This is a genomic window from Sphingobacterium sp. BIGb0165, from assembly GCF_024810095.1.
Lineage (GTDB): Bacteria > Bacteroidota > Bacteroidia > Sphingobacteriales > Sphingobacteriaceae > Sphingobacterium > Sphingobacterium detergens.
On sequence record NZ_JANUEB010000002.1, the window covers coordinates 131,578 to 145,602 of the forward strand.

Sequence of the window (14,025 nt, forward strand, 5' to 3'; positions counted from 1 at the left end):
CGATCGAATTTGGGTGATCTGTAGGGATGAAATCGAGCAAGAAATAATCTTGACCAGCGAGAATAACTACTCGGGTTTTCATAAGTAATCAAACCGGGTGTAGTAGTACACTCAGAAAATAATAAAATGAGAAAGAGACTGATTGTGGTGATGGCTTTGGCTATATGTGCTGTTGCCTGTAATTCGAAGAAAGAAAATGGCGTCCCGGTGGTTAATCTGGAAGCACTCAGTGCAATTCCTTTGGATCATTCCATCGACACACTGGCTAAAGGAACAGCGTTTATCGATGTGACATTACCCCCGAATGCACGGATAGATGAATTATCGCAACAGGAACTAGGCTTGTTGAAGGCTGCCGCCTATCGTTTCTATCATCATGTAACATTAACGGACAACCAGTATAAGGTTCATATCAAGGATCCAAAGTCCTTACATATTTCCGATCAAGTTGTCAAAGCCTATGAGCAGGCAATTCTAAATACCAATCATTTTGCCGATTCAATGGCTAAGGTTGGACAGACCATTCAATTACCTGTTGTCAATGAAGAGTATCTAAATAACTTGCTGAAATAGCCGTATCAAAAGAAGATAAAAAAAGGATATTGAGACAGGGGTATAGTATTGAGAACTCATAAAAAAACGGTGTATCCAAGCTTGTGGGACACACCGTTTTTTCTTTAGTTTTATTTGTATCTCCTACAGTTGGTTTTTTGATATTCAACTTTTAGAAGAAGTACTTCTACTTTTTGGGCAGCTTCGTTTTCTTATATCCCAATTTGGAAACCTGTCTTTTTATAGAGAAAGTATCTCAATGATACGAAGTAGATCCTCATTAAGTTTGACGTTATGTTTAATAGCGCTCTTAAAAGGAGTGAATCTAATTTCACTACAGATTAGTCCAGCCATTTCACCTCTACGGCCTGCAACAAGTGCTTCTACTGCAGCGACACCAAGTCTGCTTGCAAGTACACGGTCCATACATGTTGGGCTACCACCACGTTGGATGTGACCTAAAATAGAAAGCCTTACATCATAATGCGGGAAATTTTCTTTTATTTTTTCCGATACGATCATTCCACCTTCTTTGTCCCCTTCAGCAACGATAATAATACGCGAAGATTTGTTCTTACGGCTCTTATCCAATCTTTTCATGATTGCATCGTAATCCACTTCAAATTCCGGAACCAATACCGCTTCAGCTCCTGTACTTATACCAGAACGGATGGCGATCAAGCCAGAGTCACGTCCCATAACCTCAATAATAAAAACACGATCATGAGACTCAGCAGTATCACGGATCTTATCTACCGCCTGAATAACAGTGTTTATTGCTGTATCATAGCCAATGGTGAAATCAGTTCCTGCCAGATCATTGTCGATTGTACCTGGTAGACCGATAATTGGAAAGTCAAACTCGTCAATGAATTTTGAAGCACCTGTAAATGTTCCGTCACCACCGATGACGACCATAGCGTCAATTTCATGGCTACGTAAGTTATCATAAGCTTGTTTACGGCCTTCTATGGTCTTGAAAGCCTCACTGCGCGCAGTTTTTAGGATTGTGCCGCCACGTTGTATGATATTGGCCACAGATTTGGCATCCATGGGGAAAATTTCTCCATTTACCAAACCATCATAGCCCCTGCGTACACCAAATACCTCAAGATTGTTAAAGATACCCGCTCTCACTACCGCGCGAATACCGGCATTCATTCCTGGAGCATCTCCTCCAGATGTCAAAACAGCAATTTTTTTAATGTTACTCATACGTACTCAAACTTAGCTATTTTTGTGCTTATATACAATTATATTTCCGTTATAAAAAGTTCTGAATCGCTTAAAAGTGCTTAAATAATTGCCTTCTGCTGTGCAATTAATCTAATCGAGTAGCAAACTTCATGTAAACTTTACAATAGCCTTTTACATGTTAAATGAGCTATTCCCGGTTGTTATATCAGCAGGCTTATTTTTTAGCTTTAAAAGCGTCAATTCCGCTTTGTAAAAAAGCCTTGTATTGTTCAATATTTCTATTTGCACCAGATTGAGGTACTAATACTTTACCTGAGGCATCCACGATCACATATAAAGGTTGTGAATTGCTATTGAACGTCGATGCCTGAAAATCACTGTTTTTATTACCGATTGTTTTAATTTTCTTGCCACTATATTTGGAAACAAATTGTTCGTTTGCCGGTAATTCTGTTTTATCATCAACAAACAGTTCGGCCATAACAAATTCTTCTTTTAATAGTTTGGCAACACCGGGATCCGTCCATACATTTGCCTCCATCTCTCGGCAATTGACACAGTTCCATCCTGTAAAATCTATTAATACAGGTTTGTTCAGCTCTTTTGCAGTTTCCAAAGCTTGATCATAATCGTAGTATGGATCAAACCCTTTTGGGGTACCACGCTCATGGAAGATTTCAGCATATTTTTTTACTTTACCATCACTGTGAGCAGGTGCGCTTGCTACTCCAGCCGAAAGGTCGAAGTCCTGTGTCGCAGAAGGGGGTAAGAAAGCGGAGATAGATTTCAATGGTGCGCCCCATAGACCAGGGACCATATAGACAACAAAAGAGAACACAATGATTGCCAGTAAGGTTCTCGGTACAGAAAGGAATTTTAGTTCGCTGTCATGTGAAAACTTGATCTTTCCAATAAGATATAAGCCCATGAGACCGAATATAGCAATCCACAAGGATAGGAATACCTCACGATCTAACCAATTCCAGTGATAAGCTAGGTCTACATTGGACAAAAACTTTAAGGCCAAGGCAAGCTCTAAAAATCCAAGAACTACTTTTACCGAATTGAGCCATCCTCCCGATTTGGGCAATGACTTTAACATCGAAGGAAACATAGCGAATAGACCAAAAGGAATCGCTAATGCAATAGAAAACCCCAACATACCAATGGCTGGGCCTAAGCGCTCGCCTTTTGATGCGGCCTCAACAAGCAAGGTACCGATGATCGGACCTGTACAGGAAAAGGATACAAGCGAAAGGCTGAATGCCATAAAGAAAAGTCCAATAAGGCCCCCTTTATCTGATTTGGCATCCATTTTATTAACAAAAGAACTTGGTAATGTGATTTCGAAAGCACCAAAGAATGATGCCGCAAAAACAACGAGCAATAAAAAAAACAGGAAATTGAATACCCCATTGGTCGATAAGGCGTTAAGCGCATCCGAACCAAAAGCAATTGTGATAATCATTCCGAGCGCCACATAGATCACAATGATAAAAAGGCCATACAATAGCGCTTTGCTAATGCCGCTCGCGCGCGTACCAGATTGTTTGGTGAAGTAGCTCACTGTAAGTGGTAACATCGGGAATATACATGGCATTAAGAGTGCGGCAAAACCGCCAATTAATCCAGCGATAAAAATACTCCAAAGGGATTTCTTCCCAGTTTCGGAATTACCAGCGGGAATATTTGTTGCTGCCTTATCCAATTTGCTGCTATCTTGACTCAGGGTTGTATCCGGAGCGTCTGAAAAAGCCAGGTCGTCCGGCACAGCCTCCACAATGGGAGTTGTGTCAGGTGAAGATTCAAATTGAAGTCCTTCTGTACTCGTTAAACTATCTTGCTCAAAGGCAAAAGTCGTCGTCGTAAGAGAGAGGCTGAAAAAAGCAATTAAAAGTAGAATAAATGTGTTTTTTAACATGAGTATCTGTTTCTGATGTCAGCTTCAAAAATAAAAAAAGGCGATGAGAATCGCCTTATTATTTTATCCGTGTATGATCATTTTTACTATTTGATTGTCACAGCAAAAGCATATTCGTCAGGAGGAAGACATTGTGATGCATCACAAGCTTGCCATTCGACGGTACCTTTAACTGTTGCTGTACCTTTATTCAACTTTACTTTTTGTTGAAAGATCACTTCATTTGTAAAGTAACCAACGTCCATTTTAAACACCTCTTCGTGTTTTACTTTTGGTTTTGGCTCAGCAGTTTTACCAACTAATGCGTATTCAGCAGCTTTTGTAAAATTAAAAGAAGTTGGAATAGGTCCACCATCTTTTACATTTTGAGAATAAATGTGCCATCCGTTTTGGATTGTTCCTTTGACATAGACAACAGCTTCGTTGTTGTTCAGTTTCTTGCTGGCTACAGTCCATTTTACAGGTTTGTGAATTTGAGCGAAGGCTCCAGTAACTGCGAAAATTACTGCAGTTATTAACAATACTAATTTTTTCATTTTCCTAAATAATTATTGCAGTTCGTTATACACCTTTGATAACTAAAGTTGATAAAGGTTTAATTTATCCACGTTACAAATTTAGCATATTCTAAAATGGTTTATCTGTATTTAGTGTAAAGATTAGGATATAAGATGGCTTATCTCTTTGATGTTAAACTTCTGCAATTTGTTGTCAATAAGCACTTGTAGTTGACCATCAATTCCCACTGCCTTAATGATCCCAGTTTTTTTTTCGCCTGCAACTAAAAATGGGCGTTCCTGGTCTCTCCAAAATAGTGACTCATTATAGCGGTCCAATATAGGCTGCCAGGATTGGTTGAAGAGGTTGTTGTATTCCTTTTGGATACTTTCAAAAAGTTCGACGGCCAGATGCTTTATGACATAATCGGTTTTGTTTGTAAGAACAGCTAGGGAAGTAATTGTTGTCGCTGTGTCAAAATTGACTTGGTTAATATTAATGCCGATTCCGACAATAGACGCTTCAATTTTATTTCCCTTTAATTTATTTTCAATAAGGATGCCTACTATTTTTTTGTTGCCAACATAAATGTCATTGGGCCATTTTACGGTCACATCCTGCTCAGTCTTGCTTTTAAGCCAGTTGACTACAGCGATTGCAACTGTCGCTGAGAGCGCAAATTGTTGTACTATTGATAAGAAATACGGTTTTAAAAGAATTGATGTGGTCAGATTTTTCCCTGGTTCGCTGACCCAGGTACTTCCTCGTTGCCCTTTTCCCTGAAACTGTTCTCCTGCTAAAATGGCAGTGCCCTCTGCGAGTGGCTTGAAATTTGACAATAATTCTCTTAAATAATCGTTTGTAGAGGCAACTTTGTCAAGATATATTGTATTTTGACCGATGATAAGTCCCGAAATATTGTTATTTTGCAAACTGAAAGTATTAAATAAATATTAAGTCAAAACTATCATATTTTTTAATGAGTAAAAATAAAAGTTCAGAATTGTCGCAACGTCTATCAGAAATTATCGTTCATGGTATGCAGGAAAAGAAAGCAAACGAGATTGTTCGTTTGGATTTAAGAGATCTTCACAGTTCTGTTTCTGATTATTTTGTGATTTGCCATGCCGACTCCAACATTCAGGTTAACGCTATTGCCAAGAGTGTAGAGGAGGAAGTCTATAAGGCTTTTGGTCAAGAACCCCAATATAAAGAAGGACAATCAAATGGAGAGTGGTTGATTTTGGATTTTGTGGATGTGGTTGTACATATCTTTAAGACCGAAAAAAGAGCGCATTATGCAATCGAGGATTTGTGGGGAGATGCACAAGTTCAGCATTTCCAAAGCGCTTAATAACAGCCTCAATTCAATAATTTATACAGAAAATATAATTACGATATAATGAAAAAAATCCCAAGTAGTAAGGTAAGCCCGAAACCGCCAAAATTCAATTTTGTGTGGCTTATGATTGCCATGTTTTTAGGTTTTTTTGCCTTGCAATATGTTTTTGGAGAAAACCCGGCTAAGGAAATTAGCTATAGTGATTTTGAAACACGCATGTTAAAAACTGGCGCTGTTGAGCGTTTGGAAGCATATAAGAAAAATGATCTTGTCGAGGTAGAAGTCTATCTAAAAAAGGGCTGGAAAGATAATCCCAGTTTTAAAGACGTAACTAAGAGCAATGATCCAATCCCTAGTCTTGCTGGTCAAGAGGAAACAGGTCCGCAGTATATCTTTAAGGATGCCTCAGCAGAGGTTCTGGAGAAGAAATTAGCTGCATCGCAGGCTGAACTGGCTCCCGGAACACCGAAAGTACAATTAAAATATGCCGATCGTTCTAATCCTTGGGCGAGCTGGTTTGTGACATTTATGTTGCCGTTGTTAGTATTAGCAGCGATCTGGATCTTCTTGATGCGCCGTATGGGCGGTGGTGCTGGTGGTGGCGGTGGTGCGATATTTAATATCGGCAAATCCAAAGCACAGTTATTCGATAAAGAATCACAAATCAATATCACGTTTAATGATGTTGCAGGTTTAGAAGAAGCAAAACAAGAGGTGATGGAAATTGTGGATTTCTTGAAAAATCCGCGCAAGTATACGAATCTAGGGGGTAAAATTCCAAAAGGAGCATTGCTGGTAGGCCCTCCGGGAACAGGTAAGACTTTATTGGCAAAAGCTGTTGCCGGTGAAGCACAGGTGCCTTTCTTCTCCCTATCTGGTTCAGACTTCGTAGAGATGTTTGTCGGTGTGGGTGCTTCACGTGTCCGTGACTTGTTCAAACAAGCGAAAGAGAAAGCTCCATGTATTATTTTTATTGATGAGATTGATGCGATCGGTCGTGCCCGTGGTAAAAATTCTATGATGGGTGGTAACGACGAACGTGAAAATACATTGAACCAGTTATTGGTGGAAATGGATGGTTTCGGTACGGATTCAGGTGTTATTATCTTAGCAGCAACAAACCGTATTGATGTATTGGATACCGCATTATTGCGTCCAGGACGTTTCGACCGTCAGATTTCTATTGATAAACCAGATTTGATCGGTCGTGAGCATATTTTTAAAGTGCACTTAAAACCATTGAAGCTATCAGCAGAGGTAGATGCCAAAAAATTATCGGCACAGACTCCAGGTTTTGCTGGTGCAGAGATCGCTAATGTTTGTAACGAGGCGGCGCTGATTGCTGCACGTAAAAACAAACCTGAGATAGATATGCAAGATTTTCAGGATGCCGTGGATCGTGTGATCGGTGGTCTTGAGAAAAAGAATAAAATCATTTCCCCTGAAGAGAAACGTATCGTTGCTTACCACGAAGCAGGGCACGCTATCGCCGGCTGGTATTTGGAACATGCAGATCCTTTGGTAAAAGTTTCTATCGTTCCGCGTGGGGTAGCGGCTTTGGGATATGCACAGTACCTTCCTCGTGAACAGTTCTTATATACAACAGAACAACTGGTAGACAGCTTATGTATGACTATGGGCGGACGTGTAGCAGAAGATATTACTTTTGGTAGAATTTCCACAGGTGCTCAAAATGACCTGGAACGTATCACGCAGCTTTCTTATGCAATGATTGCTATTTATGGTATGAATGATAAGGTAGGAAATGTGTCTTTCCGTGATAGCTCAGAAGCTTCTTTCCAAAAACCATACTCTGACAAAACGGCAGAGCTGATTGATGCCGAAGTTCGTAATCTGATTACAGACGTCTATGCACGTACAAAACAGCTTTTGTTGGACAAACGTGAGGGGCTGATTAAGATTGCAGAGAAGCTATTGGAAAAAGAGATCCTTTTCCAATCTGACCTTGAAGAGATATTAGGTAAGCGTCCTTTCGATACCAAGACAACTTATGATGAGTTTGTCAATGGTGCTGACGGTGGCGGTGTACCACAGACCGATTTGCCATTGGATGTTCACCCTGAGGAGGCAACTTCAAAAGATGAACAGCGATTGGATAATCCATCATCGAATAGTTTAAACTAATTTAGATTTTACAGCGCTAGAAAAACTCTAGCGCTGTATTTATATTGCTATTGAGCCATGAACGTGAAGAACGCGACAGCGAAGGAGGTAATGTTAAAACGCATACGTCAGGCATTACTTCAAAAAAACGATAATCCACACCCTAATTTCAAAGAAACACCCCTTTATAAAGAAGAGGATGAATTGGTTGATCTTGTTTTTGTTCGTGAATTGACAGCCGCTGGCGGCAAGTTTCTTTATTGCGATGGTGAGATTGGCCTCATCGAAAATTTGATTACATTAACAGAGGTAAACAATATAAAAAATATCTATGCCTGGGAGCAAGGGATCCAAAATCTGCTGAGTCCCTATGGTTTCCCTTTTTTCAAAACGGAGAAAGACTTTGAGTCTGCCAATGCGAGTATTACCTCCTGTGAAGCGTTGATTGCGCGTAATGGCAGTATTATGGTGAGTAATGCAAATGCTTCTGGCCGTCGCCTGAGTATCTATCCTCCAATTCACATCGTTGTCGCCAAAGCTTCTCAATTGGTATGGGATGTGAAAGATGCCTTAGCTTATATGCAGAAACGTTATGGCCAGGAAATTCCAACGATGATATCAACAATTACAGGCCCCTCACGTACTGCAGATATTGAGAAAAGGCTGGTTTTGGGCGCTCATGGCCCCAAAGAGCTATATGTTTTACTTTTAGAAGACCGTTTCTAGTAATGCTTACTTTTTATTTACAACAAACTCCTGTAGCAAGTGTTATTTTCTTTTTTACGCTTGTAACGAGTATCTATACCTTTTCTCATGAGCAGCTTTATGGTAAGTTAATGCTCCATCCATATAGTATCGCTCGCAAGCAGCGCTTGTATACAATATTAACCAGTGGTTTTATCCATAAAGACTGGGGGCACCTGCTGTTTAATATGATCACTTTTTATTATTTCGCATTTGGATTGGAGCAGTTATTGGCGCAGGCAAGTCCCTACGGGCATCTTCTCTTTGCTGTCATTTATTTAGGTAGTCTGGTGCTGAGTGATATTCCAACAATTATACAACATAAAAATAATCACGGTTATTACAGTTTGGGTGCTTCGGGCGCTATCTGTGCAGTTTTATTCAGTTATATCCTTTTTAACCCGAAGATGACTATTGGGGTCATGATGATAATCCCAATGCCGGCTTATTTATTTGCCTTTCTGTTTTTGGGTTATTGCGTCTGGGCTTCCAAAAAAGCACAGGACGGGATTAACCATGATGCGCATTTCTTTGGCGCATTATCCGGGTTGATCTTGACGATCATCTGCTTCCCATGGGTCATAAAACATTGCTTAGCGCAATTCTAGAATTTCCCACCCCAGGTTTCCCGGTCTAAATTTCTGTACTGGATCGCTTCAGCGAGATGGTGGTTTTCGATCGTGGGACTATTTTCCATATCGGCGATGGTGCGGGCGACTTTTAATATTCGATCATAAGCCCTAGCGGAAAGATTTAGGCGATCAATAGCTGTCTTTAGTAATTTCTTTTGCGGTTCGCCGATCTGACAGATATCTCTGGTTAATTTGGTGCTCATGTGTGCATTACAATGAACATCTGGATAAGATTCGAATCGTTGTTTTTGAATCAACCTCGTTTGGATGACACGATTGCGGACTGTCAGGCTATTTTCAGAAGAATCTGAGGCACTCAGCTCATCGAAAAGTACAGGCGTGACTTCTACATGAAGGTCAATCCGATCTAATAACGGACCCGATATTTTACTTAAATAACGCTGAACAGTATTGCTGCCACATATACATTCTTTTTCGGGGTGATTGAAGTATCCACAAGGGCAAGGGTTCATCGCGGCAATCAACATAAAGCTGGCAGGATAATCTATGGTTAATTTTGCCCTTGATATGGTGATACTTCGGGATTCGAGTGGTTGTCGCATGACTTCAAGGACACTTCGTTTAAATTCAGGAAGTTCATCCAGAAATAGTACACCATGATGTGATAGTGAAATCTCGCCGGGTTGCGGATTGGAGCCTCCACCCACCATGGCTACATCAGAGATGGTATGGTGAGGAGAACGAAATGGCCGTATCGTTAGTAAGGCGTCTTTAGCTTTAAGGTTTCCCGAAACAGAATGAATTTTGGTTGTTTCAAGCGATTCGATCATATTGAGGGGCGGTAATACCGTAGGTAATCTTTTTGCTAACATGGTCTTCCCCGCGCCAGGGGGACCTATTAGAATAACATTATGCCCTCCAGCAGCGGCTATTTCTAATGCTCTCTTAATATTTTCCTGTCCCCGAACATCTGCAAAATCAACATCATACTTATTTGTTTCAGTGTGAAAGAGAGATTGGATATCGACTTTCGTTGGAGGGATACTTTTTGAGTTATTAAGAAACTGTACCACCTCTGTTAGGTTTTCGACGGCAATCACATCGATGCCAGCAACAATGGCGGCCTCCTGTGCATTTTGCTGCGGAAGTATAATTCCTTTAAACCCGTCATTTAATGCCTGTAAGGCAATGGGTAATACACCTCTGATAGGTTTTATACTACCATCCAGAGATAGTTCGCCCAAGATCAGATACTGTTCCAATAGCTCATTTGTAAGTTGCCCCGAGGAAGCGAGTATACCAATGGCGATCGATAAATCATAACTAGAGCCTTCTTTTCTGATGTCAGCTGGTGCCAAGTTGACCACAATTTTCTGTCGTGGCATGTGAAGTTGGCAGGAAGTAATGGCGCTTTCAATACGTCTGAGGCTTTCTTTGACAGCATTGTCAGGAAGCCCGACTATATAATAATGTAGTCCAGTAGAAACAACTACCTCAACTGTTATGGTGCATGCCTCAATACCATAGACGGCACTACAATAGGTTTTGTTAAGCATAAATTCTATAATCGGTTGATTTAAAGATACTAAATATTAAATCATAAATAATAATGCGCTAGTGAATTATTGTAAATCGATAGCGAATTGTTGAAAAATGACTATATTGTAATTATATAGATTCTAGTTAATAATGGATAATCGCGGTATTTGGCAAACGATTTGCTTTATAAATTGTATTATTATCGAAGACTAGATTCATCGTGTAATAGAATTAGAACTTTAAAACGAAAAAGAAATGAATGACACAAGTAAAGTAGCTTTGGCGTTATTGGCAGGTCTTGCTGCAGGTGCAGCTTTGGGAGTTTTATTTGCTCCGGACAAAGGATCAGATACGAGAGATAAGATCAATGATTCATTAAGCGATTTGAGTGATGCTATTCGTGAGAGAGCTGAAGAACAATTCGATCAATTGAATGATTTTAAAGAGAAAATTGTCTCCACCTTGAAAGGTAAAATAAACCAAGCCGAGGAAATTGTAGACGATGATATCATCGAGCATGCATAAAAGACAAATTGTCCTTAAGGGCAATTTGAGGAGATACATAGAATTATAGGCTATTTCAAAAGGCTGAATATAAATAATCTATAGAAATTCGTATAAAACTTTTGAGATAGCCTTAATAAATTTAAGATGCATGGAAGAAGAAAAATTTTCACTTAGTGGTACTTTTCAGAAAACAAAGGAGTACATAGATTCCCAGTTTAAGCTCGTTAAGTTGAAGACAATTGAGCGTTCATCGCGCCTGATTGCCAGTTTGGTGGTGGATGCGACCAAATTGATATTCACTTTGTTTGTTGTCTTTTTCTTATGTCTGGCTTTGGGATTTTGGCTAGGTGAACTGTTGGGAAGTAATTCGTTGGGATTCTTGGCAACAGCAGGTATTTTTATGTTGATTATCGTTATAATCCGGATTTTTGAACCTGCTCTGGAATCGAAGTTTATGGATCTTTCTATACGTCGTTTTTTGGCCAAATGGAATGATGAGATCGAAGAAGAAGAAGAGGATCTGAAAAAAGAAGAAAAATTTGATAGAGAAGGGACTACAAATGAATAACAAGCAAACGAAAATACGCAATTTACAGGAGCTTAAAACTGAAATCGCTCGTTTAAAGGAACTCAAAAATGAACAAGAGGCTTACCTGAAAACACAGTTTACTTTATTTAATAACAAGATCGAAGCTCCGATTCGCTTTTTCAATTCATTAAAAAATAATATTCCCGGAGTCAATATCATTCAGCAATTATTTGCGAAAAGTAACAATCCGGATTCGGATTGGCTGACAAAAACCCTACGCATAGGCGTTCCTTTTGTGATGAACAGGCTGTTTCTGAAAAACTCAGGAATGCTGAAAAAAGCATTAATGTTGCTGTTATCGGAGCGTGCTGTCGGCCAGATCAATCAGGATAAAATTAGTGGATTGATAGGTAAACTCAGCAATTTTATCCGTCCCAAAAAGAAGAAAAAGAAAGGCTCACAAATTGAAGGGGATGATACCATAAAAGATGAAGTCAATGAATATGGTATTCCCTCCTATAGTGAAACCTACTAGGAAGTTACCTCTTCTTTACTCAAAAAATCCTCGTAAGCTAATTTAATCCCCTCGCGAAGATTGATTTTATGCTTCCAGCCTAAGGCGTGTAATTTGGATACGTCCATTAACTTACGGGGCGTTCCGTCAGGCTTACTTGTATCAAATGAGATTTTGCCGGTATATCCAATGACGTCCTTAATGAGTTCAGCAAGATCCTTTATGCTTAAATCTTCACCGATGCCGATATTGACGAACTGTTTCTCATTATAGCTATTCATCAAAAATACACAGGCGTCAGCTAGATCATCCGAAAAAAGAAACTCCCTTAAAGGAGTACCCGTACCCCAAATAACCACTTCGTCAAGGTTATTTACCTTTGCTTCATGAAACCTACGGATCAGGGCTGGTAAAACATGCGAGTTTTGTGGATGATAATTATCGTTGATACCATATAGATTGGTTGGCATAACTGATATATAGTTACAGCCATATTGATCACGGAAAGCTTCCGCCATTTTAATACCCGCTATTTTGGCGATGGCATAAGGCTCATTGGTAGGCTCTAAGGTACCTGTCAACAATAAGTCTTCGTTTAAAGGTTGTGGCGCCATTTTAGGATATATGCAGCTTGAACCTAAAAACATCAACTTTGTAACCTCATTGTCGTAAGAGGATTTAATAACGTTATTCTGTATCGCCATATTTTCGTAGATGAAATCTGCGCGATAGGTATTGTTCGCCATAATCCCACCAACCTTTGCGGCTGCCAGGAAAACATAATCAGGTTTTTCTTCGTTGAAAAAGTCAGCAACTGCTTGTTGATTACGCAGATCTAATTCTTGAGAGGTACGAGTCACGATGTTACTGTATCCCAGTTCTATTAATTTGCGATATATTGCCGATCCGACCATTCCTCGATGGCCTGCTACGTAAATTTTAGCGTCTTTTTCCACGATAAGTTATTGATTCCTGCAAATATAAGGTTATTTTTGCGGGATATTAATTAAAAAATGGGAAAGGATAAACTACGTAAATTTGCCGAAGTAGCGACTTTTGAGAATGTCATCCAGCTCGATGCCGGCAAAGAATATAAAGGAAAATGGGCTGAGAAGCAATTTGGAAATACAAATCCAGTTGTTTTGGAACTTGCCTGCGGTAAAGGAGAATATACAGTTAATTTGGCGCGATTGTTTCCGGAAAAGAACTTTATCGGGATTGATTTTAAAGGCAACCGTATCTGGCGTGGCGCAAAAACTGCGTTGGAAGATGGTATAAAAAATGTTGCATTTTTACGGATACAGATTGAAACGCTTCTTGAACACTTTGCTGAAAATGAAATTGATGAAATTTGGATTACCTTTCCAGATCCACAGCCACAGGACAGTCGCGAAAAGAAACGCTTGACAGGCCCTAAATTTTTAGACCGTTACAAGATTGTCATGAAGCCAGAAGGTATGATGAATCTAAAGACAGATAATGATGGCTTCTATGCCTATACCCTTGAGCAAATAGAGCTACAGAACCTGAAGAAATATAAAGAGACAACAGATCTATATCACTCGGACTTGGTTGATAATGTTTTATCAATCAAAACATACTATGAGAAAAAGTATCTTGCTGACGATAAGAATATAAACTATGTGAAATGGAGCTTTGAGAAACGCTAATATCAAAGTCTTCATTATAAAAGAAAGCCCAAACGAAAGTTTGGGCTTTCTTTTTGTTTTATAATATATTATTGTTACATCCTCTGTGTAGTGTTTTTTTTGTAAGCGTATCTTTAAGGTAGTCAAAGATATGTTCTAATAATCTTCTGTCCCTAGTAGCTATTTCGGCTGAGCCTTTGAGCTCAAATTTGAAAGGAAATTGTTGTCCATAAGTAGTATGAAACCCGTTAGGGAGTTCAGCTTCGACGAGATAGATTTTAGCTTTATCTTGGTTTGTTCCCCAATTGGTGTTTGG

General features: G+C 39.5%; 15 protein-coding genes. 9 read left to right on the plus strand and 6 right to left on the minus strand.

All coding sequences use genetic code 11. From position 1 onward, the window contains the following. Positions 1-126: 126 nt before the first annotated feature. The gene (locus M2408_RS04360; RefSeq protein ID WP_259179604.1) at positions 127-573 is read left to right on the plus strand and encodes a hypothetical protein; all 447 of its coding nucleotides are present in this window, start codon (positions 127-129) and stop codon (positions 571-573) included. A gap of 219 nt (positions 574-792) precedes the next feature. Here the strand turns inward: M2408_RS04360 and pfkA are convergent, their stop codons facing one another. The 4 genes from pfkA to M2408_RS04380 all read right to left on the minus strand — a co-directional run bounded on the left by pfkA (position 793) and on the right by M2408_RS04380 (position 5,100). Further along, complete coding sequence (gene pfkA / locus M2408_RS04365) at positions 793-1,767, minus strand: 6-phosphofructokinase (RefSeq protein WP_120260428.1); 975 nt, start codon at positions 1,765-1,767, stop codon at positions 793-795. 196 nt (positions 1,768-1,963) lie between these two features. After that, positions 1,964-3,670 (minus strand): protein-disulfide reductase DsbD, encoded by a 1,707-nt coding sequence (locus M2408_RS04370; RefSeq protein ID WP_259179606.1) that lies wholly within the window; start codon positions 3,668-3,670, stop codon positions 1,964-1,966. 86 nt (positions 3,671-3,756) lie between these two features. Next, on the minus strand, positions 3,757-4,206 hold the full coding sequence (locus M2408_RS04375) for a protein-disulfide reductase DsbD N-terminal domain-containing protein (RefSeq protein ID WP_259179608.1): 450 nt from the start codon (positions 4,204-4,206) through the stop codon (positions 3,757-3,759). 123 nt (positions 4,207-4,329) lie between these two features. Continuing rightward, positions 4,330-5,100 (minus strand): biotin--[acetyl-CoA-carboxylase] ligase, encoded by a 771-nt coding sequence (locus M2408_RS04380; RefSeq protein ID WP_259179609.1) that lies wholly within the window; start codon positions 5,098-5,100, stop codon positions 4,330-4,332. Positions 5,101-5,147: 47 nt separating this feature from the next. On the opposite strand from M2408_RS04380, the gene rsfS reads away from it, so the two are divergent. The 4 genes from rsfS to M2408_RS04400 are packed head-to-tail and all read left to right on the plus strand — an operon-like array spanning position 5,148 to position 8,986. Next, entirely contained in the window at positions 5,148-5,522 is a 375-nt protein-coding gene (gene rsfS / locus M2408_RS04385) for a ribosome silencing factor (RefSeq protein ID WP_104383576.1), read from the plus strand. Between the two features lie 48 nt (positions 5,523-5,570). Continuing rightward, positions 5,571-7,655, plus strand: coding sequence for an ATP-dependent zinc metalloprotease FtsH (ftsH, locus tag M2408_RS04390; protein ID WP_259179612.1), 2,085 nt, complete (start codon positions 5,571-5,573; stop codon positions 7,653-7,655). A 57-nt stretch (positions 7,656-7,712) separates the two neighbouring features. Beyond that, positions 7,713-8,360 carry a lactate utilization protein gene (locus M2408_RS04395; protein WP_104383578.1) on the plus strand — a complete coding sequence of 216 codons (648 nt, stop codon included), beginning with the start codon at positions 7,713-7,715 and terminating at the stop codon, positions 8,358-8,360. A gap of 2 nt (positions 8,361-8,362) precedes the next feature. Beyond that, the gene (locus M2408_RS04400) at positions 8,363-8,986 is read left to right on the plus strand and encodes a rhomboid family intramembrane serine protease (protein WP_259179614.1); all 624 of its coding nucleotides are present in this window, start codon (positions 8,363-8,365) and stop codon (positions 8,984-8,986) included. On the opposite strand, the gene M2408_RS04405 is transcribed toward M2408_RS04400, so the two are convergent. Further along, entirely contained in the window at positions 8,983-10,527 is a 1,545-nt protein-coding gene (locus M2408_RS04405) for a YifB family Mg chelatase-like AAA ATPase (RefSeq protein WP_259179616.1), read from the minus strand. The two genes, M2408_RS04400 and M2408_RS04405, sit on opposite strands and share 4 nt — an antisense overlap. A gap of 238 nt (positions 10,528-10,765) precedes the next feature. On the opposite strand from M2408_RS04405, the gene M2408_RS04410 reads away from it, so the two are divergent. The 3 genes from M2408_RS04410 (at position 10,766) to M2408_RS04420 (ending at position 12,081) form a co-directional block, all read left to right on the plus strand. Next, positions 10,766-11,035, plus strand: coding sequence for a YtxH domain-containing protein (locus M2408_RS04410; RefSeq protein ID WP_259179617.1), 270 nt, complete (start codon positions 10,766-10,768; stop codon positions 11,033-11,035). A gap of 130 nt (positions 11,036-11,165) precedes the next feature. Further along, complete coding sequence (locus tag M2408_RS04415; protein ID WP_120260420.1) at positions 11,166-11,585, plus strand: hypothetical protein; 420 nt, start codon at positions 11,166-11,168, stop codon at positions 11,583-11,585. After that, positions 11,578-12,081, plus strand: coding sequence for a hypothetical protein (locus tag M2408_RS04420; protein ID WP_259179621.1), 504 nt, complete (start codon positions 11,578-11,580; stop codon positions 12,079-12,081). The genes M2408_RS04415 and M2408_RS04420 overlap by 8 nt, the downstream gene beginning before the upstream one ends. Here the strand turns inward: M2408_RS04420 and M2408_RS04425 are convergent. Beyond that, on the minus strand, positions 12,078-13,016 hold the full coding sequence (locus M2408_RS04425; protein ID WP_259179623.1) for a GDP-L-fucose synthase: 939 nt from the start codon (positions 13,014-13,016) through the stop codon (positions 12,078-12,080). The two genes, M2408_RS04420 and M2408_RS04425, sit on opposite strands and share 4 nt — an antisense overlap. A gap of 57 nt (positions 13,017-13,073) precedes the next feature. On the opposite strand from M2408_RS04425, the gene trmB reads away from it, so the two are divergent. Next, positions 13,074-13,730: a tRNA (guanosine(46)-N7)-methyltransferase TrmB gene (gene trmB / locus M2408_RS04430; RefSeq protein WP_120260417.1), complete on the plus strand. Its 657-nt coding sequence runs from the start codon at positions 13,074-13,076 to the stop codon at positions 13,728-13,730. Positions 13,731-14,025: the final 295 nt, after the last annotated feature.

What these genes read in the sequence shown, in the direction of transcription:
- M2408_RS04410 (WP_259179617.1), top strand. Translation starts at nt 10,766, where the DNA reads ATGAATGACACAAGTAAAGTAGCTTTGGCGTTATTGGCAGGTCTTGCT.
- M2408_RS04420 (WP_259179621.1), top strand. Translation starts at nt 11,578, where the DNA reads ATGAATAACAAGCAAACGAAAATACGCAATTTACAGGAGCTTAAAACT.
- M2408_RS04395 (WP_104383578.1), top strand. Translation starts at nt 7,713, where the DNA reads ATGAACGTGAAGAACGCGACAGCGAAGGAGGTAATGTTAAAACGCATA.
- M2408_RS04400 (WP_259179614.1), top strand. Translation starts at nt 8,363, where the DNA reads ATGCTTACTTTTTATTTACAACAAACTCCTGTAGCAAGTGTTATTTTC.
- M2408_RS04375 (WP_259179608.1), bottom strand. Translation starts at nt 4,206, where the DNA reads ATGAAAAAATTAGTATTGTTAATAACTGCAGTAATTTTCGCAGTTACT.
- ftsH (WP_259179612.1), top strand. Translation starts at nt 5,571, where the DNA reads ATGAAAAAAATCCCAAGTAGTAAGGTAAGCCCGAAACCGCCAAAATTC.
- M2408_RS04360 (WP_259179604.1), top strand. Translation starts at nt 127, where the DNA reads ATGAGAAAGAGACTGATTGTGGTGATGGCTTTGGCTATATGTGCTGTT.
- trmB (WP_120260417.1), top strand. Translation starts at nt 13,074, where the DNA reads ATGGGAAAGGATAAACTACGTAAATTTGCCGAAGTAGCGACTTTTGAG.
- M2408_RS04415 (WP_120260420.1), top strand. Translation starts at nt 11,166, where the DNA reads ATGGAAGAAGAAAAATTTTCACTTAGTGGTACTTTTCAGAAAACAAAG.
- M2408_RS04370 (WP_259179606.1), bottom strand. Translation starts at nt 3,670, where the DNA reads ATGTTAAAAAACACATTTATTCTACTTTTAATTGCTTTTTTCAGCCTC.
- pfkA (WP_120260428.1), bottom strand. Translation starts at nt 1,767, where the DNA reads ATGAGTAACATTAAAAAAATTGCTGTTTTGACATCTGGAGGAGATGCT.
- M2408_RS04405 (WP_259179616.1), bottom strand. Translation starts at nt 10,527, where the DNA reads ATGCTTAACAAAACCTATTGTAGTGCCGTCTATGGTATTGAGGCATGC.
- rsfS (WP_104383576.1), top strand. Translation starts at nt 5,148, where the DNA reads ATGAGTAAAAATAAAAGTTCAGAATTGTCGCAACGTCTATCAGAAATT.